Below are 17,093 nucleotides of genomic sequence, written 5' to 3'. Positions count from 1 at the left end.
TTTATCACTTGTGAGTGTGTGGTTGCTGTGGTGTCGCTGATCCGGCAGACCAATTGATACCCGATAAGGTGATGCCGCTAAGGGTACCACCTGAGATGTTTTTTTGTATGCCTTGAGTGCAAACTTTACCTTGATGATAGACCACTTTTCCATCAACTACGCATTTTTGGATGGCAAAGCTGGGCGGTGCAAAAATTAGTAATAGGGTAATCATTAAAATTTTCATGGCATTTTCCTGATAATAAAGAGTTAGGCTTAATAGCTACAACATCGTTACTACGCGTTGTTTTTGCTAGGTTGGCGTTACCATAAAATAAATGCGCAAGTAAAACTGGGGATAAGTCGCAAATTTCAGTTTCAGGTGCGGAAACTACAGCAGTAAAATTCATATCTGATAACTGCTTGGCAAATTTAGGCCATTCAGTTCTAGATTGCATGTTTTTTTGATGCTTTAAGTGACATAAAAAGTCCTAAAGTTAAAAAAAACTAGCGTATTTTTAGAGGTGGGGTAGAGTATTACATTGGTAACTTACAACTTAAAAAGATGCTGGAAATTTAATACAAACGCTGACAAGACATCTCTTTAGCGAAGGCATGTAATTTAATAGCCTATAACTATGTAAAGCACATGGCCACGATTTGAGTTTGCTGGCTGTGATTAGGTGTTTATGGTGCGGTTCGTAAACTCACCACACCCTACGAGGCTAGGGTAGAATAAGGGTGAGTAGATATTAATCGGTTTGCTATAGTGGTTTAAGACCGACAGCCGTATTGCGTTTAAATTTATACGAGCAACGTTGGTTTATCTGGTCATTAAGGCAATCTGCGTTACTCAACAACTTTTAAAAGTTGTTGAGTAACTAGCGACCATTAATTATTCGGCAGTTTTGGCTCTTCTAGATGGCGAACCCACGCGTTTTTTGCTTTTGTCTTTTTTAACCAGATTGCTGTCATAACGGGATATGTTCAGCGGTTTACCTACTACTCGCACTTTTTTCAATGCGTCTAGCAAGTCTTTCGGCATACCAGCTGGCAATTCCACTGTACTATAGCGTTCTTCAATTTTAATACGGGCAATATGATCACCGTCTATGCCGGATTCGTTAGCAATAGCACCCACAATATTACCTGGTTTTACGCCATCGCTATGGCCCACTTCAATGCGATACAGTTCCATTTCTACCGGTGTGGCGCGGCTTCTGTCGCGTTTTGGTCCACGGTCGTTATCTCTATCGCGGCCAGAAGAGCTGTGCGATTTTTCATCAGCATCCTTACGTGGTTTTTTGCTAGGTTCTTTCAGTAACAGCGGGGTATCACCCTGCAGCAGTTTTGCAAGAGCCGCAGCAATGTCTAATGCGGGTACATCGTGTTCTACATGGTATTGATTAATCAACTGTGTGTAAAAACTCAGTTCACCGGCTGCCAGCGTATCGGTAATACGTTGTTTAAAACGGGTGATACGGGTGTTATTAATAAATTCGGTTGAAGGTAATTGCATTTCTTCAACTTTTTGTTTAGTAGCCTGTTCAATGTTGGCCAGCAAACGTTTTTCGCGCGGTGAAACAAATAAAATGGCATCACCTGTACGACCTGCACGGCCAGTACGACCAATACGATGGATATACGATTCGGTATCGTAAGGGATGTCGAAATTGACAACGTGGGTAATACGATCTACATCCAGACCTCGTGCAGCGACATCGGTGGCGATCAAAATATCCAGCTTACCGCTTTTTAAATGATCGATGGCGCGTTCGCGAAGTGCCTGCGACATATCGCCGTTAATAGCGGAAGCAGAAAAACCGCGTGCTTCCAGTTTTTCGGCCACTTCTATGGTGGCGGTTTTAGTTCTGACGAAAATGATCATCCCATCAAAATTTTCGGCTTCCAGGATACGGGTTAGCGCATCCATTTTATGAATACCGCTGACAAACCAGTAGCGTTGACGAATATTAGCAGCAGTAGCTGTTTTTACCTTAATGGTGACTTGTTCTGGATTATTAAGGTATTTTTGCGCAATTTTGCGAATTTCCGTAGGCATGGTTGCGGAAAATAACGCAGTTTGGCGTGTAGATGGAGTCTGTTCCAGAATCCATTCCACATCGTCAATAAAACCCATACGCAACATTTCGTCGGCTTCGTCAAGAATTAGGGTTTTGAGTTGATCCAGTTTTAAAGTACCACGACGCATGTGATCCATTACGCGACCTGGGGTGCCTACAATAACATGTGCACCACGGTTTAATTGGCGAAGCTGTGTAGTGTAATCTTGCCCACCGTAAATAGGCAGTACATGAAAGCCTTTGATATGGGTGGCGTAGCGTTGAAAAGCTTCAGCAACCTGAATGGCCAGTTCCCGGGTAGGTGCCAGTACCAGTACTTGCGGATCTTTTTGTTTAATATCCAGGCGTGATAATACGGGTAAAGCAAAAGCTGCGGTTTTACCGGTACCTGTTTGCGCTTGGCCTAATACATCGCGGCCAGCCAGTACATAAGGAATAATTTCTGCTTGAATAGGGGAGGGTATTTCGTAGCCAACGCTTTCCAGTGCATTTAGGACGGATTCAGATAGAGCTAAATCTTTAAAGGAAGGCGTGTGGCTTGGAGCGTCAGACATGTATGATACCTGTAGAAAAAAAGAGATAGGCTGGTAAAAAACCAGCAATATTAACTATTATACCGCAAATAAAGGGTACGCTGCTTAACTTATTGATAAATCCAGTAAAAATGATGGAGTTAACAGTTTTTGTAACTACTCGCCCAGTTGCTCTGTTACCTGGTTTTTGCTCCCCGCATCCATTCTGATAACACCCCAGTCAGTAAACCCAGCAGTAAAAGCCAAGATTGTCATCCATTTAGCGGTTTTGAAAAACGGGTTGAGTAGTTAACACTTTTTTAGTGCTGTAATTCAGGCAAATAAAAATAAAAAATTGTGCACCAAAAATCAGATTCGCCATTAACAGATGTATAGGCTGAGCGACGACAGGAAAATCCAGTCTGTCTAGACTGACACCTGCCAGAATTGCAGTGGTAATTAAACCGATCAGTACATACGCCATGCGCCATAACAAACTGTGCTTTTCGGTATTTTGTCTAATTTTCCAGGCCAACCATAGATTTGTAAATAAAATTACCGATGAAAACGAGCGATGTATATAAAAAATAATTGGAAAGCTATCGCGCCAATACTGACGATCGATGTAACTGTGTTGGTGGGCTATAAAGTCCACGCTTTCCCGCACTTGCGTACCCATTGCTATCTGAATTAAGGTCATAAGCATGGCAACTTTTAAAACGGTTATGTGTTTGCGTTCCAGCCATTGACAGTCCAGATTAGCTAACAGATTTTTTTGTGAGCGGGCTATGGCATATATCAGTAAAGCAACAATAAATAAAGCCAATAACATATGCAGAGTAATCATGAAAGGTTTCAGATTACTGGCTACAACAGCCGAACCCAGCCAACCCTGAAAACCAACCAGAAAAAACACGCTTAATGCCAGATAAAAAATAGCTTTGTCGGTTTTTAAATAAATACGTGAAGACCACGCTGTTAAAAAAATTAAGAAACCTATGCTGACACCCACCAGTCGGTTGGTATATTCTGTCCAGGTTTTAACCGGATTAAAGTTGGTATTTTCGTAACCACGCGCGGCATAAATTTCGTGATAATTAGCGGGCAGCTGGTTTTCGTGCATCGGTGGAACCCATTGACCAAAACAAGTTGGCCAATCTGGGCAGCCCATGCCCGCACCCGAAGCACGCACGATGCCGCCCACCATGATTACGAAATACACAGCAAAAATGGTTAAGGTGCCTAAGCGACGAAAACGGGTTGCAGCAGCAGAGTCTGTCATCATTAAAAAGTAGTTGTGTTAAAAGAACGTGGCTAGCGTTAGTTCTATTTCATCAGACAGGCCTTCAATTTCAAGCACTTCCACATCGGTTTCCAGACCGAGTTTGGTAAATGCCGGTACTGTTTTCCAATCTATGCGTGTAGCCGGATGATCGGTGCCAATAATACTTTGTAAAAAGGCCACCTGTACCACATCCACATAATCTGCTTGTGCGCCAGAGTTGCGCTCAAAATTGATATACTCATAGGTGGCTTTTTTCAGCTCTGCCGGAAAATGCCAGGAATCCATAATGAGCTTGCCAACATGCGGATGGGCAACTTCTAGTAATTTGTCTATCCTGGAGGGGCTGTTTTTAAATTCTGGCATTTTGTCGACCAGGGCCAAAATGGGAAGTTTGCCAATTTGATGGATTAAACCCGCCAGCATGGCTTCTTCCTTATCAAGATAGGGTACATTGTTACTGAGCACCCGGCAAATTGCCGAAACATTTACGCTTTGCTCCCATATCTGCTGAAAATAATCTTTTAGAAGTGGTGAATGAGCATCAAACATTTGTTGTGTCACCAAACTGGTAACCAAGGTGCGAATGGTGCCGTTGCCTAATCGAATAATGGCCGTCTGGATATTTGAAATTTCGCTACTGCCGCGATACAAAGGGCTATTTGCCACCTGAATCAAGCGTGCAGACAGGGCCGGATCGGTCGAGATAATCTGAGCTATTTTGTTAGCAGTGACATTGCTATCAGATACCGCATCGCGCACTTTAATGGCAATATCCGGTAGTGTAGGCAATTTCAGTCGATTTGCCTTTAATTCGGTTTGTACATAGATCAAAAAGTCTTTAACTGAATTAATCTGCATATAAAGGTTGCCTGTTAAGTGATATCAGTTAGTTTAAGTGGAGTTTTATTAACATCATTTAGCGCAAGTTGTGCCGTTTCGGCTTCGGCTATCGATAAAACCATCAATAAATGCAGTTGATTGGCAAAGACGGCCAGCGTTAAGATGCTTCCTGCACTTTGCTGAGATAAGCTATCAATTACCGTATCACCCACTTGTGGCCAGGGATGTATTTCGTTGCATTCTGCCCTAAAGACAGTACGCTTGGCTTGACCCAGATAGTGAGTACGGGCAACGATTTCCTGGCCCGTATAGCAGCCTTTAGTAAAGCTGATGCCGTTGAGTCTATCAATGCCTAACATGTGGGGTGTATAAAGTTCCGTCTGCGTTGCAGCAAACCAGGGTAGGCCACTGCATATATCTTGGTAGTACCATTCGGAGTTATCGGTAGTACCCACAGTTTTCACGCCAGACCTAATCCATAAAAAACGTGTAACGGAGCCGGGTAGCTTAATACAGGCATAGATACCATCAGATTGCGGTGCAGAATATCCACCCATGATTTGCTGATCTGTTGCTTGAGTATCAATTTTTACCGCAGAGCGTAAAATATAGCGTTGTAATTTTAGCCTGACTATTTCTTGTATACTGGCAGGTAAAACCAGTAAGAAATCGTTGCCAACTTTTATTACCAGCAAAGTGCTGATCACGCGGCCTTTAGGGTTACAAAAGGCGGCCAGACTGAAACTATTATCTGTCAGACTATGGATGTCGCAGGTTAACTGGCCTTGTAAGAAATTTGCGCTATCTTTACCAGTAACCGTTAGTAAAGCCAAATAATCCAGACTAAATATTTTAGAGAGTATGGGATTGTCAGCTGTATGCAATTTTTATCCAGAGTTTGGTTTGTAATACTTAATTATAGACTTTTTTGCTAGTAACGATACAGCCTACATGCAGGATATTTTAAATTTTTTATTAGCATCAACTTTCAACAAAGGCATCAATCAACGCTTTAGATCAAAAAATAACCGGAAAAAAGAGGCTGAATGTCAAAACAAAATGATACTTTTGCGGAATTTACAATCAGGCGCTCTAAAAAATTATTGCTAGTCATTTGTGTGCTACATGTACTTAGTTTGCTAGCTATTTGGAGTATTTATTGGCCAATCACTATAAAATTTTTGCTGAGTTTGCTACTGATTGTCAGTTGCTTATATCAATATCACGCATATCAAACAACTCGTTTATTTCTGCGCTATACTTCAAACATTGGGTGGCGCTTGTATTTAAAAAACAGTGATCGTTATATAGATATTAAAATTAAGACCTCGTCGGTAGTCTGTAGGTTATTAACTGTTTTACATGTCACCAGTGAGCAACCCCAAAAAACGTTTGTCATATTTAATGACGCAATGAGTGATGACGATTATCGGCGTTTTATAATTTTGTTAAGAACGACTGAATTGATTTGATTTGAGGCTGATGAACATAAATACTAAGCAAGCAATATTATTGCAAATTAACAAGCTCAAAACACTGCCAGCTTTGCCTGAGCCTAGCTTGCGTATTGTGTCTGCTATCAATGATCCTTTAATTTCTACTGATAAACTGGCGTCTGTTTTGGCCTTGTCACCCGGATTGGTAGTCCGTTTGTTAGGGCTGGCAAATTCTGCTTATTTTGGTCAATCCAGAAACGTTACCGATTTATCGGTCGCAGTCTATCAAATATTAGGACTGGATTTGGTTAAAAGTCTGACGCTAGGCATCATTCTAAATGTTCAATTTAATGCAAAACAATGTCCAGCCTTTAATACCCGGTATTTTTGGATGCGCTCTTTGCTAACAGCAGTGGCTGCTCAAAAAATTGCCAGTGCCAATAAAATGAACCGATATGCTTTATCCACTGTGTATACCAGTGGTTTATTACTGTTTGTAGGCATGTTAGTTTTGGCTTATCTGCTTCCAGAAGAGATGGATAGTATTATCAGTCACAGTAAAAGACAGTCTATTCCTGTTACGGCAGAAATAGAAACGCGACTTGGCGATAGCCATTATATAATGGGCTATCATCTGCTGGCTAAATGGCAATTACCGCTGGTATTGCAAACGGTAGTAAAATTTTACAACGATCCCGATTTTCATGGCGAAGAGCGGGAATTGATCAATTTGTTGAAACTTAGCCAGCGACTGAGTGCCATGCTGCTGAATAAAAATGCCGTTGATTTGGATGAGCTGCATGCAATAGGTGAAGACTTAGCTATTTCCACAGCCGGGCTTGCTGCAATAGTGGATTTTTTAAGCGAAAATCGCGAAAATATACAAACGCTAGCAGATATTATAGGCAAAGGATGAATGCGCAAATCCCTGATGATTTTCCTTACGAATTAACCAGACACGGTATGCAGGATATTGTTCTTACCCTGCTGGACTCGTTATCTGCTATTAAACACCTTTCTGAAATTAGTTGTCACGCTGATGACGAAAAAACTCTGATAAAACAAGCCCTAACCACACTGATTCAAAATCAGGATATGGAACGTTGTTCGTTCTTTATGTTGAGTGATGATGGATTGTTAAGCAATGTCACTGGCCTTAGTATTGCAGAGCTTGGTAATGACCAGGAATGGCAAGTGCGCCCCACTACTTTTAGGATAGGGGAGGGCGTTATTGGTGCGGCCGCTGCCAGTGGCTGTATACAGCATTGCCAGAATTGTCAGGAAGATATGCGCATGAGTGAAAGTGAAGATAAAAATACCTTACTGGGCAGTATTATCAGCGCCCCGGTATTTACCTTACATCACCAGCTGATAGGCGTATTAAATGTCTCTCATCCTGAGCCATACTACTTTAGTGATTGGCATGTGCGTTTGTTGGAAGTGTATAAAAACGTGTTAGGTCAATTGATCACGAATCGGCGTTTATTTAGGCAAATGGAAATGAAAATTGCTGCGCGTACAGCCGATCTTGAACAATTGGTAGAAGAAACCAAACGCTTAAAAGATCATTACGCAAGTATGTCCATGCAAGACCAACTGACGGGCTTGCATAACCGCCGCTATTTTTATAATCAGGTAGAAATAGCCATTGCTTACCATAAACGCTATCAAAGTCCTTTCTGCTTATTGGTTATGGATATTGACCATTTTAAAAAGATAAACGACGAGTTTGGGCATGTATTTGGCGATCAGGTGTTAATCAGTGTGGCCGATACCCTAAGGCATTTGGTGCGTAGTAGTGATATTTTGGTACGCTTTGGCGGTGAAGAGTTTGTGGTTATTTTTATCAACACCAGTTGTCAGAATGGCAAAGGGTTTGCAGAAAGAATTAGAGCCGAAATCAAAGCTCTGGAATGGAAGTCTGCTGATACAACCGTTAAAGTAACCATGAGTATTGGATTGCACTGTACCAGCATGGAGTGTTGCGAAACTGAACAAGATTTGGATATTGATCAAGTCATCCATTGCGCCGACTTGGCTTTGTACAAGGCAAAAGAATCAGGTCGGGATAAAGTCGTTATGTACGAAGAGTCTATGCGCAATTAACTGGCTTTACTCTCATCTCTTCCTGTCCATCAGTTGATAATTATCCTTGCAAAGGTATAATCACCTGTCAATCTGACCCAGTATTAATCGTTGCAAAAGTTTTTGCAGCCTATATTCAACCACTGATAAAGAAAAAGACCGTTCGTCTTAACCTCTTTGATACAACTCAGGAGAGCTTTATCGAAAGTTGATAATGAAAAAGTCCGTTCGTCCTGAGCGCGTGGAAGGATGGACGGCCTTTTTCACGCGAGAACTTATGAAACGATTTATATAATCAGATACTGTAGTTAACAAAAACAAGCCCAGCACGATGCGGTTTGTTTTTCTACAAAAAATACCCTGCTGCTTGGCAATCTTTAAACTTTAGGAATAAGACATATATGGCTCTTTACTGCGGAATCGTTGGTTTGCCCAACGTTGGCAAATCTACTCTCTTTAACGCACTGACTAAAGCAGCAATTGCCGCCGAAAACTACCCCTTTTGCACCATTGATCCCAATGTTGGTGTCGTACCCGTACCCGACCCCAGAATGGATAAACTGGCAGAAATTGTAAAACCAGAGCGTATGTTACCCACCACTATCGAGTTTGTTGATATAGCTGGTTTGGTGGCAGGTGCCTCTAAAGGTGAAGGCTTGGGTAACCAGTTTTTAGGTAATATCCGCGAGACCGATGCCATTGTGCATGTAGTGCGCTGTTTTGTGGATGACAATGTCATCCATGTAGCTGGCAAGGTCGATCCGGTTAATGATATTGAAGTTATCAATACTGAATTAGCGCTGGCCGATATGGCTTCTGTGGAAAAAGCCCTGCAAAAAGCCGCTAAATTATCCAAATCGGGCAATAAAGAAGAATTGGCTCGCAAACAAGTACTGGAAAATGTACTGGAACATTTAAATGCCGGTTTGCCAGTACGCACCCTGGGCCTGGACGAAGAAGAAACAAAACTAATCAAAGACCTGTTTCTGATTACCATTAAACCTACCTTATATATAGCCAATGTACAAGACGATGGTTTTGACGAAAACCCCATGCTGGATAAAGTGCGTGCCTTTGCAGAACAGGAAGGCGCATCAGTGGTACCCGTGTGTGCGGCCATAGAAGCGGAAATTGTGCAATTGGACGAGTCGGAAAAACAGGAGTTTTTACAAGACTTAGGCTTGGAAGAGCCGGGCTTGAATCGCGTAGTACGCGCAGCATATAAGTTATTAAACCTGTCTACCTATTTTACTGCCGGTGTTAAAGAAGTAAGAGCCTGGACCATCCAAGTAAATGCCACCGCCCCGCAAGCAGCGGGTGTTATCCATTCTGATTTTGAAAAAGGCTTTATCCGTGCCGAAGTGATTGCCTATGAGGATTTTGTGACTTATAAAGGCGAGCAGGGTGCTAAAGACGCGGGAAAATGGCGTTTAGAGGGTAAGGAGTATAAGGTGCAGGATGGTGATGTTATGCATTTTAGGTTTAATGTTTAGCTAACTGCTCATCAAGTAAGTTAGCTTTTTGATGTTTGAGTTGCTGCAAACTGCTGTCAGCAACTCAGTCATAAAGGCCAAGGTTATCATTTGTCTTCAAGCTTCTATTAATAATCTAGTTAAACATTTAGTATTTATTTAAACCTGACCGTTTTTTTTCATATTTAAGTACGCTGGCAAAATCATGATTCCTGAAAACTAAACAGGTAAAATCTGGTCAATGATGCTCGAGATTTTAAGAAAATATGTTCTAGGCTAGTTTGCAATTATAATTAGTTTACTAAAACAGAGTACATGGCTATGACAACGGCAAAAATTAACACAGATATGCTGATCTGGGCGCGGGAACGCTCCGGCATCGCTGTGTCTGAATTTGCTCGAAAGTGTGATGTCAACGAAGAGAAGCTCTACAAATGGGAAACCGGTCAGTTGCCTTTAACCTTTAACCAGGCAATGCGTTATGCTGAAAAAGCGCATGTACCATTTGGCTATTTATTCCTATCCACACCGCCAGTAGACGCTTTACCCATTCCAGACCTAAGAACTATCGAAGGCCAAGGATGCAATAAACCTAGCTGTGAGTTACTAGACTTGATCAAGCTTATGCTGCTTTGTCAGGAATGGTACAAAGAGTATTTAAAACTTCAACTTGCTGAACCTAATCGGATTGTTGGACGATTTTCCGTGAATGCTGGCGTAATGGCAATCGTCCAAAGTATGCGAGCAGAGCTTGGCGTGGGCAAACACCCAAACCGGGGCAAATGGGAGGACTATTATCGGGATCTTATTAATAAGATAGAGGCTTTAGGTATTTTGGTGATGCGCCAAAGCAGCTTTGGTCATCATACTAGACCATTGCGAGTTGAAGAATTCCGGGGCTTTGCCATTGCGGATGATTATGCACCCATTATTTTTGTAAACCATGCGGACGCTTTGGGTGCTCGTCTTTTTACCCTGATCCATGAGCTTTGCCATATCTGGATTGGTCAGTCCGGCATATCCGATGGCAGTACAAAAACGCAACGGGAAGAAGAAATTCTCTGTAATGCCGTAGCTGCCGAGTTTCTCGTTCCGGCTGACGAATTTAAGTCTCTATGGAACAGTGACTTAGACAGTTGGCAGTTCAATTTGCCTTCACTGGAAGGACATTTCCATGTAAGTACATGGACTTTGGCCCGGAGAGCACTGACCTTAAACTTAATAACCCAGGCTCAATATCAAAATTACATTACCGATCAACAGGCTAACTATAAAGATCGAGAATCTAGTTCTGGGCCTACCTATTACCAGACGAAAAAAGCACAAATCAGTAATCGTTTTTCCCGCGCAGTGGTAAGTGAGGCTTTAAGCGGTCAATTATTATTGCGTGAAGCAAGCCAGATGTTGGGTGGCATTAAACCTGGCAAAATAGCCCATTTTGCCAAGGAGCTAGGCGTTTGAAATATCTGCTGGACTCCAATACTTATATACAAGCAAAGAATTTTTATTATGGCATGGATATATGCCCAGCTTACTGGGATTGGTTGGATCAGCAATTTCAGCTGGGTACTGTTGCCAGTGTCGATATGATTGCCAAAGAGCTGAAAGAGGGTAATGACGAACTAGCCCAATGGGTAAAGGATCGGCCTGAACACTTTATCAATAATGATGATGACGAAACACAATCTGTTTTTACTGAAATAGTACAAGCTGTAGTTGCTGGTGATTATAATCCTGGAAATCGTGATAGCTTTTTGGCAAAAGCTGACCCTTGGATTATAGCTAAGGCCAAAACAATAGGTGCTAGTGTTGTTACACATGAATCTCTGGCAGTGCAGAATACTAAGAAAGTAAAAGTTCCGAATATTTGTCGCCAGTTTGATGTGCCATGCCTAAATACTTTCCAATTTTTGAGGGAACTGGAAGCCCGTTTCGTATTGGGGACTTAGACAAAAAATAGCAGAAATAGAAGATGTACCACGTCAACTTGATAGTGGTGCCGCCATTATTGTTAGGAATAATAAAAGCGATACTATCGCTTTATTGTGTCAAACTAGATTTAGCGGTAGATATACCATTAACTATCTAATTCAATTTTATAGAATCAGTTATGAAGCAGATTGGAAAGACAATTCAGATCTATCTACCTGACGGTAATCCGCGTAGTTTAAAAATTGCAGAAATAACTAGTCGAACTGTTTCTGCTATTCTAATACCGAGATCGAAACTTGATGAGGCTTTTAAACGCGATGAGCTGAATAATGTAGGTGTTTATCTTTTATTTGGTAGCGATGAATCTAAGCCTCAAGTCTATATCGGGGAAGCAGAGAATTGTTTGTCCCGACTTAAGCAACACAATAAATCAAAGGACTTTTGGACTCATGCTGTCGCATTTATATCCAAAACCCAGTATTTCACCAAAACACATATAAAATTTCTTGAATGGTTCTGCTGCGAAGTTGCAACAAAAGCAAACCGGTACTCATTAGAAAACGGCAATGCGCCGAGTAAACCTCATGTTTCCGAATCTGTAGAGGCTGACTTATACGATAATTTTGAAACAATTAAGATACTGGCTTCAACGCTTGGTTATCCTGTGTTCGATGAAATAAGAAAACCAAAAACTATTGAAGTCATAATATGTAAGGGTAAGGATGCATATGCGGAAGGTGAGTATACAGAAGATGGGATTATTGTTTTTGCAAACTCAAAATGCAACTTAATTGAGTCAAAAACAGCAGGTAATTGGGTTGTCGGAATGAGATCGGACCTAAAGGAAAGCGGTGTACTTGCTGAGATAGATGGAGTCCTTGTATTCACAAAAGACCATGTTTTTTCTTCACCAAGCGCATCAGCAGCAGTTGTGCTGGCTCGACGAGCAAATGGATGGATAGAATGGAAATATAAAGACGGGAAAACACTAGATGAAGTTAAACGGCAAGCCAGTTAGATTGCCGTTTAAAATTAAGGATCTGTCTTAGATTTTTCGAGTTTAGCGAATACTCATTAGGCAAAGTCATTTTCTTTGGAAAAAACAGTCTGAAACTTGTAAGCAGTTTCTAGATACCATCTAAATGCATCTTCGCGGTTTTGGTTTTCGAAATTGAACGGTAATATTGCCAAAATGCGACATGCATTTGTTTTTTCTTCCCACAATAACCCATCAATTGCTAGTTTTTCCTCAATAATTTCTTTATTTGAAAGAAAGTCCTTATAAAGAGTTTTTTTGTTAGGAATGTATAGTTGACAACCAATCTCATTTCTTCTATTCCAAGCTGTCAACGAAATATAGTATTCGCTTCTTCCAATCCGAATATCGCAATAGTACTGTTCCCTCGTTGGCGGGTTCAATTGAATCGGGGTATCGTTAGTAACTGCAAATTTGCTGAGTTGTTGCCAAAATGCAAGTTTTGTAGATTCCGGTTCGTCATTTATTTTGGTTTTATTCTCTTCTTCAATATTCTCATATTTATCTAATATGCGTTCTATAACTGCAGAAGGGGTGTCGCCAAAACCAATTACGTATTTCTCTAGTCTTTTAAATAACTTATCTGAAACTCGTATAACAGGACACATGCTGGCCTCCTCTGTAAATATAAGTTACATTGTAACAATCCTATACATGTATGCAAAAAATATTTTAAATATTTTCCATCATTATTTATTTATATGTTTCAATATCAATAAGTTAAAATATATACTTTCCTTATTTAAAGCTTGTTACATCAAAGCCAGCTACTTGCTTTTTTCTGTGATTACTTAGTGCAACACAGATTTATGGCCAAATTTTGACATTTGTTTCCGATACTTCCCGTTTGTTACAACTCGCAGCCCGCAGTCATGGATAGACATAGAGTTGACTTGATGCACAATGTTACTTAAAAATTAGCTAAATTCGAAAGACGGTTGATTGAATACATTGATGAAGGCTGCTTTTAGTCTTCATTAATTTAGGAGACAACCATGCAATACAATCAAATACCCCTAGTACCTGCAAGTATTTTGAAGACCTATAAGGTCAACGAACCCAACGACAGCCGATTTACGTCGGCAGCTCGTTTGCTGCAAGCCCTTTGGAGCGAAGAAAAAGGTTTTCCAATTGGCGTTTATCGCACTGTCAAAGGTAAGATTCGTAAGTTAGGAAGCCGATTGGATGCCAAGTGCCCCAAGGAGGGTAACAATTTTCTTTCACCGGAAATTGCCAAGCTAGCTTACCGCGAAATTGGCGCAATGATAGAACAAGAACGGCTATGGAAAAACCTGCTTTCTAGTCAGCCACTTTGCTTTAACTTTAACTAGTACACTTTAACCTGTTTGGTGGCCTGAAGCTTAATTACGATAAAGCTAACCAATTTTTCCGGCACTTGTTTCCTGATTATTTGGAATCAGTGGAAGGGGTTTACTTTGAGCATTCGCCTGGGCGTGGCAATCCGGCCTTCACCGATGACAATACCGCTTTCGATGTATTCGTTACCTGTAATACCGTTGATGGTGAAAAAGGCTTTATTGCCATTGAAGTTAAGTATTCAGAATCGATGGCTGAACCTTTAGCAACCTTGCGGCCACGGTATGATGAGCTTTCCCAATTTGTCGGTGTGTATAACGATCCTGACCATGCGGCATTAAGAACAAATCCGTTACAACAGTTATGGCGAGAGCATAAACAAAAAAAGGGGTCGTGTTGAATTAATAATCCAACACTACTTAGTGTTCATACGCAACCATCGGTCTAGTGCGTCAAATTGGAACAGGTTACTCTCATATAAATCCATTAAGAACGTGTAAATGTCTTCCGCGTTAGCAGTGATTTCGATATCATTGATTGCTAAAAATGTGTAGGCACATGCGAAAGCTGTGCGTTTATTTCCGTCAATAAAAGGGTGGTTTTGCGAAAGGCTTTCCCAAAGTGCAGCGGCTTCACCTATCGAATCAGGATAATAGCCGGATTGCATCCGGAATAACGCAGCCTCAAGTTGACCTTGATCACGGGTTCCGTTTAACCCTCCATAACGTTCTATCTGATCATCATGGATGGCCAGAACTTCAGCCAGCGTCAGATAATCGGTCATTTAGCCAACTTTTCATACAGTCCAGAAAAACGGCCATGACTAGCCTGATACATTGCCATGACATGTGAACGTGGTCGCGTCTGCCTGTGTTTTTCAAGTAAATCGCTTAAAGCTTCGTCCATCAGCGTTTGTATTTGGCGGCCTTCTTTCTTTGCCAACTCTCGCACTTGAGCTAACACCATGGAATCAACTTGTGTGGCGAATTTTTCACGGATTTCGGGCATAAAAACCTCTTTAAACTTGGTTTAACCAAAGACAGTTAATCTATCATGACTCATCTTGATATTTCAAGATGAATTGTTGTGAGAAAGTTAATCTATGTACATCGTTAATATAGTACGAACCACATTGTTCGCGATCGATGCGGTACGTAAACTCACCACACATTAGGGCCCAACAGCGCTTAGTCAACAACTTTAGCTTCCTGCTGTTGCATAGCCCACATCTGCGCATAGCGACCCGCTTGATTCAGCAAATCACTATGATTACCCTGTTCTACTATTTTTCCTGCTTCCAACACCACAATTTTGTCTGCATCAATAATGGTCGACAAACGGTGGGCTATCATAATGGTGGTTTTGTTGACCGCCACTTCTCGCATGGCGTCTAAAATCGCAGCTTCCGCATGAGAGTCTAATGCCGAGGTTGCCTCGTCAAAAATGATAATCGGCGAGTTTTTCAACAGCACTCGGGCGATGGCTATGCGTTGTTTTTCCCCGCCAGAAACTTTTAAGCCGCGTTCGCCAACCAAGGTTTTATCGCCTGCCGGTAAACTGCTGATAAATTGTTCAAGGTGGGCCATTTTAATGGCTTGATCAATTTCCGCAGCACTGGCGTGTGGATTGCCGTAGGCGATATTTTCACGGATGCTGGTATTAAATAACACGGTGTCTTGCGGCACGATGGCGATGGCCTGTCGTAAACTGTCCAAGGTTACGGCATGGATAGACTGGCCGTCTATGCTGATACTGCCATGATTAATATCATAGAAGCGATACAGCAAGCGCGCGATTGTGCTTTTGCCAGCCCCTGAAGCGCCGACTATCGCCAGCTTACTGCCGGCTGGTATCTCTAACGTCAATTGTTGCAAGATGGGCCGCTCAGCACTATAGGCAAACTCAACTTGATGCCAATGAATTTGCCCGGCGCTGACGACTAAGGGTTTTGCTGCCGACGTATCTACAACCTTGGCTTTGCGTTTCAGCAAGGCCAGCATATTCTCGATATCCGTTAGGGAACGCCTGACTTCTCGGTAGACAAAGCCTAAGAAATTGAGCGGGATAAACAGTTGTATCATATAGGCGTTGATCATCGCCAAATCACCTATTGTCATGTTGCTGTCTATCACGCTTTGCGCCGCCATCAGCATCATCACCGTCATCGCAGCGGCAATGATAAAAGCTTGTCCGGAGTTGAGCGTCAGTAAAGTTAAACGATTTTTTAATTTGGCGGTTTCCCATTTCGCCAAAAAATCATCATATGTCTGCGCTTCATACTCTTCATTATTAAAATATTTAACTGTTTCGTAATTCAGTAAACTATCTATAGCCCTAGTATTGGTAGATGAATCGGCTTGATTGGCTGCACGTACATAACGATTGCGCCATTCCGTGGTGACGATAGTAAACACGACATAAATGAGCACTGCAACTACGATAATAACGGCATACCATACCGAAAATTTTACAGCAAAAATTCCGGCCACCATGCCAATTTCGAATAGGGTAGGTACAATGTTAAACATTAAAAACCGCATTAAAAAACTAATGCCGTTCGTGCCGCGTTCTATATCCCGGCTAATGCCACCAGTGGCGCGGTCCAAATGAAATGCCAATTCCAATGAGTGTAGATGTTTAAAAACCCGCAACCCTATGCCGCGCATAGCATGTTCAGTTACGCGGCCAAATAAGGCGTCGCGTATTTCTCCAAATATGACACTGCCAAAGCGTAACAAACCGTAAACGACAATAAACAGCAAAGGTAAATACAGTTTTACATGCAAACTTTTATCAACGCCATCCACAATCAGTTTTAATGCCCAGGGCATGAGTAAACTAGCCGCTTTGGCAGCGATTAAGGTCAACACCGCCCAAAACACATGACCTTTATAATCCCACAGATAAGGCCATAAAGTGCTGATGGTTTCTTTAATGCCTACTGTTAATTCCGGGCCGTGTTTGTTAACGACAGGATCCGGGCGCTTCATACCGCCGTACATAGGTGTTCCAATAATTTTATTAAAAAATAAGGCTTTAAAAACCGTATCTTGCGTAAAATTTTAATTTTTTACAAATAGTCAGTTGAGCAGCCACTTTTAGCTTGAGCTTAATT

Annotated in this window: 17 protein-coding genes; 8 read left to right on the top strand and 9 right to left on the bottom strand. The window is 41.6% G+C overall.

Annotated features, from left to right (window positions below):
• Nucleotides 1-4 precede the first annotated feature (4 nt).
• From ABH008_RS14410 to ABH008_RS14390, 5 genes are all read right to left on the bottom strand, one after another.
• Nucleotides 5-226: a hypothetical protein gene (locus ABH008_RS14410; RefSeq protein WP_347986311.1), complete on the bottom strand. Its 222-nt coding sequence runs from the start codon at nt 224-226 to the stop codon at nt 5-7.
• A gap of 648 nt (nt 227-874) precedes the next feature.
• A complete protein-coding gene (locus tag ABH008_RS14405) occupies nt 875-2,617 on the bottom strand; it encodes a DEAD/DEAH box helicase (RefSeq protein WP_347986310.1) in 1,743 nt (580 codons plus the stop codon).
• Between the two features lie 238 nt (nt 2,618-2,855).
• Nucleotides 2,856-3,857 (bottom strand): COX15/CtaA family protein, encoded by a 1,002-nt coding sequence (locus ABH008_RS14400; protein WP_347989982.1) that lies wholly within the window; start codon nt 3,855-3,857, stop codon nt 2,856-2,858.
• An 18-nt stretch (nt 3,858-3,875) separates the two neighbouring features.
• Nucleotides 3,876-4,718 carry an HDOD domain-containing protein gene (locus tag ABH008_RS14395; RefSeq protein WP_347986309.1) on the bottom strand — a complete coding sequence of 281 codons (843 nt, stop codon included), beginning with the start codon at nt 4,716-4,718 and terminating at the stop codon, nt 3,876-3,878.
• A 14-nt stretch (nt 4,719-4,732) separates the two neighbouring features.
• Nucleotides 4,733-5,584, bottom strand: a complete 852-nt coding sequence (locus tag ABH008_RS14390; protein WP_347986308.1) for a folate-binding protein — start codon at nt 5,582-5,584, stop codon at nt 4,733-4,735.
• Nucleotides 5,585-6,182: 598 nt separating this feature from the next.
• On the opposite strand from ABH008_RS14390, the gene ABH008_RS14385 reads away from it, so the two are divergent.
• The 6 genes from ABH008_RS14385 (at nt 6,183) to ABH008_RS14360 (ending at nt 12,643) form a co-directional block, all read left to right on the top strand.
• Nucleotides 6,183-7,052, top strand: a complete 870-nt coding sequence (locus ABH008_RS14385; RefSeq protein WP_347986307.1) for an HDOD domain-containing protein — start codon at nt 6,183-6,185, stop codon at nt 7,050-7,052.
• Nucleotides 7,049-8,242: a sensor domain-containing diguanylate cyclase gene (locus ABH008_RS14380; RefSeq protein WP_347986306.1), complete on the top strand. Its 1,194-nt coding sequence runs from the start codon at nt 7,049-7,051 to the stop codon at nt 8,240-8,242. The genes ABH008_RS14385 and ABH008_RS14380 overlap by 4 nt, the downstream gene beginning before the upstream one ends.
• Before the next feature lie 380 nt (nt 8,243-8,622).
• Nucleotides 8,623-9,714 (top strand): redox-regulated ATPase YchF, encoded by a 1,092-nt coding sequence (ychF, locus tag ABH008_RS14375; protein WP_347986305.1) that lies wholly within the window; start codon nt 8,623-8,625, stop codon nt 9,712-9,714.
• Between the two features lie 294 nt (nt 9,715-10,008).
• Complete coding sequence (locus tag ABH008_RS14370) at nt 10,009-11,154, top strand: XRE family transcriptional regulator (protein ID WP_347986304.1); 1,146 nt, start codon at nt 10,009-10,011, stop codon at nt 11,152-11,154.
• On the top strand, nt 11,151-11,642 hold the full coding sequence (locus tag ABH008_RS14365; protein WP_347986303.1) for a DUF4411 family protein: 492 nt from the start codon (nt 11,151-11,153) through the stop codon (nt 11,640-11,642). The genes ABH008_RS14370 and ABH008_RS14365 overlap by 4 nt, the downstream gene beginning before the upstream one ends.
• 161 nt (nt 11,643-11,803) lie before the next feature.
• Nucleotides 11,804-12,643, top strand: a complete 840-nt coding sequence (locus ABH008_RS14360) for a GIY-YIG nuclease family protein (RefSeq protein ID WP_347986302.1) — start codon at nt 11,804-11,806, stop codon at nt 12,641-12,643.
• A 56-nt stretch (nt 12,644-12,699) separates the two neighbouring features.
• Here ABH008_RS14360 and ABH008_RS14355 read toward each other — a convergent pair whose 3' ends face one another.
• Nucleotides 12,700-13,269 carry a DUF4268 domain-containing protein gene (locus ABH008_RS14355; protein ID WP_347986301.1) on the bottom strand — a complete coding sequence of 190 codons (570 nt, stop codon included), beginning with the start codon at nt 13,267-13,269 and terminating at the stop codon, nt 12,700-12,702.
• A 387-nt stretch (nt 13,270-13,656) separates the two neighbouring features.
• Between ABH008_RS14355 and ABH008_RS14350 the strand changes: the two genes are divergently transcribed.
• Both ABH008_RS14350 and ABH008_RS14345 read left to right on the top strand, forming a co-directional pair.
• Nucleotides 13,657-13,992, top strand: a complete 336-nt coding sequence (locus ABH008_RS14350; protein ID WP_347986300.1) for a hypothetical protein — start codon at nt 13,657-13,659, stop codon at nt 13,990-13,992.
• 11 nt (nt 13,993-14,003) lie between these two features.
• The gene (locus ABH008_RS14345) at nt 14,004-14,378 is read left to right on the top strand and encodes a hypothetical protein (RefSeq protein WP_347989981.1); all 375 of its coding nucleotides are present in this window, start codon (nt 14,004-14,006) and stop codon (nt 14,376-14,378) included.
• Between the two features lie 15 nt (nt 14,379-14,393).
• Here ABH008_RS14345 and ABH008_RS14340 read toward each other — a convergent pair whose 3' ends face one another.
• The 3 genes from ABH008_RS14340 to ABH008_RS14330 all read right to left on the bottom strand — a co-directional run bounded on the left by ABH008_RS14340 (nt 14,394) and on the right by ABH008_RS14330 (nt 16,968).
• On the bottom strand, nt 14,394-14,762 hold the full coding sequence (locus ABH008_RS14340; protein ID WP_347986299.1) for a type II toxin-antitoxin system death-on-curing family toxin: 369 nt from the start codon (nt 14,760-14,762) through the stop codon (nt 14,394-14,396).
• Nucleotides 14,759-14,986, bottom strand: a complete 228-nt coding sequence (locus ABH008_RS14335) for a hypothetical protein (protein ID WP_347986298.1) — start codon at nt 14,984-14,986, stop codon at nt 14,759-14,761. Before ABH008_RS14335 ends, ABH008_RS14340 begins: the two co-directional genes overlap by 4 nt.
• 179 nt (nt 14,987-15,165) lie before the next feature.
• Entirely contained in the window at nt 15,166-16,968 is a 1,803-nt protein-coding gene (locus tag ABH008_RS14330) for an ABC transporter ATP-binding protein/permease (RefSeq protein ID WP_347986297.1), read from the bottom strand.
• Nucleotides 16,969-17,093 lie beyond the last annotated feature (125 nt).

The sequence above is a fragment of the Methylomonas sp. AM2-LC genome, assembly GCF_039904985.1.
GTDB lineage: Bacteria > Pseudomonadota > Gammaproteobacteria > Methylococcales > Methylomonadaceae > Methylomonas.
The sequence above is the reverse complement of the archived record's forward strand: the minus strand, read 5'-3'. Positions and strand labels throughout refer to the sequence as shown.

What these genes read in the sequence shown, in the direction of transcription:
- ABH008_RS14410 (WP_347986311.1), bottom strand. Translation starts at nt 226, where the DNA reads ATGAAAATTTTAATGATTACCCTATTACTAATTTTTGCACCGCCCAGC.
- ABH008_RS14405 (WP_347986310.1), bottom strand. Translation starts at nt 2,617, where the DNA reads ATGTCTGACGCTCCAAGCCACACGCCTTCCTTTAAAGATTTAGCTCTA.
- ABH008_RS14400 (WP_347989982.1), bottom strand. Translation starts at nt 3,857, where the DNA reads ATGACAGACTCTGCTGCTGCAACCCGTTTTCGTCGCTTAGGCACCTTA.
- ABH008_RS14395 (WP_347986309.1), bottom strand. Translation starts at nt 4,718, where the DNA reads ATGCAGATTAATTCAGTTAAAGACTTTTTGATCTATGTACAAACCGAA.
- ABH008_RS14385 (WP_347986307.1), top strand. Translation starts at nt 6,183, where the DNA reads ATGAACATAAATACTAAGCAAGCAATATTATTGCAAATTAACAAGCTC.
- ABH008_RS14380 (WP_347986306.1), top strand. Translation starts at nt 7,049, where the DNA reads ATGAATGCGCAAATCCCTGATGATTTTCCTTACGAATTAACCAGACAC.
- ychF (WP_347986305.1), top strand. Translation starts at nt 8,623, where the DNA reads ATGGCTCTTTACTGCGGAATCGTTGGTTTGCCCAACGTTGGCAAATCT.
- ABH008_RS14370 (WP_347986304.1), top strand. Translation starts at nt 10,009, where the DNA reads ATGGCTATGACAACGGCAAAAATTAACACAGATATGCTGATCTGGGCG.
- ABH008_RS14360 (WP_347986302.1), top strand. Translation starts at nt 11,804, where the DNA reads ATGAAGCAGATTGGAAAGACAATTCAGATCTATCTACCTGACGGTAAT.
- ABH008_RS14355 (WP_347986301.1), bottom strand. Translation starts at nt 13,269, where the DNA reads ATGTGTCCTGTTATACGAGTTTCAGATAAGTTATTTAAAAGACTAGAG.
- ABH008_RS14350 (WP_347986300.1), top strand. Translation starts at nt 13,657, where the DNA reads ATGCAATACAATCAAATACCCCTAGTACCTGCAAGTATTTTGAAGACC.
- ABH008_RS14340 (WP_347986299.1), bottom strand. Translation starts at nt 14,762, where the DNA reads ATGACCGATTATCTGACGCTGGCTGAAGTTCTGGCCATCCATGATGAT.
- ABH008_RS14335 (WP_347986298.1), bottom strand. Translation starts at nt 14,986, where the DNA reads ATGCCCGAAATCCGTGAAAAATTCGCCACACAAGTTGATTCCATGGTG.
- ABH008_RS14330 (WP_347986297.1), bottom strand. Translation starts at nt 16,968, where the DNA reads ATGAAGCGCCCGGATCCTGTCGTTAACAAACACGGCCCGGAATTAACA.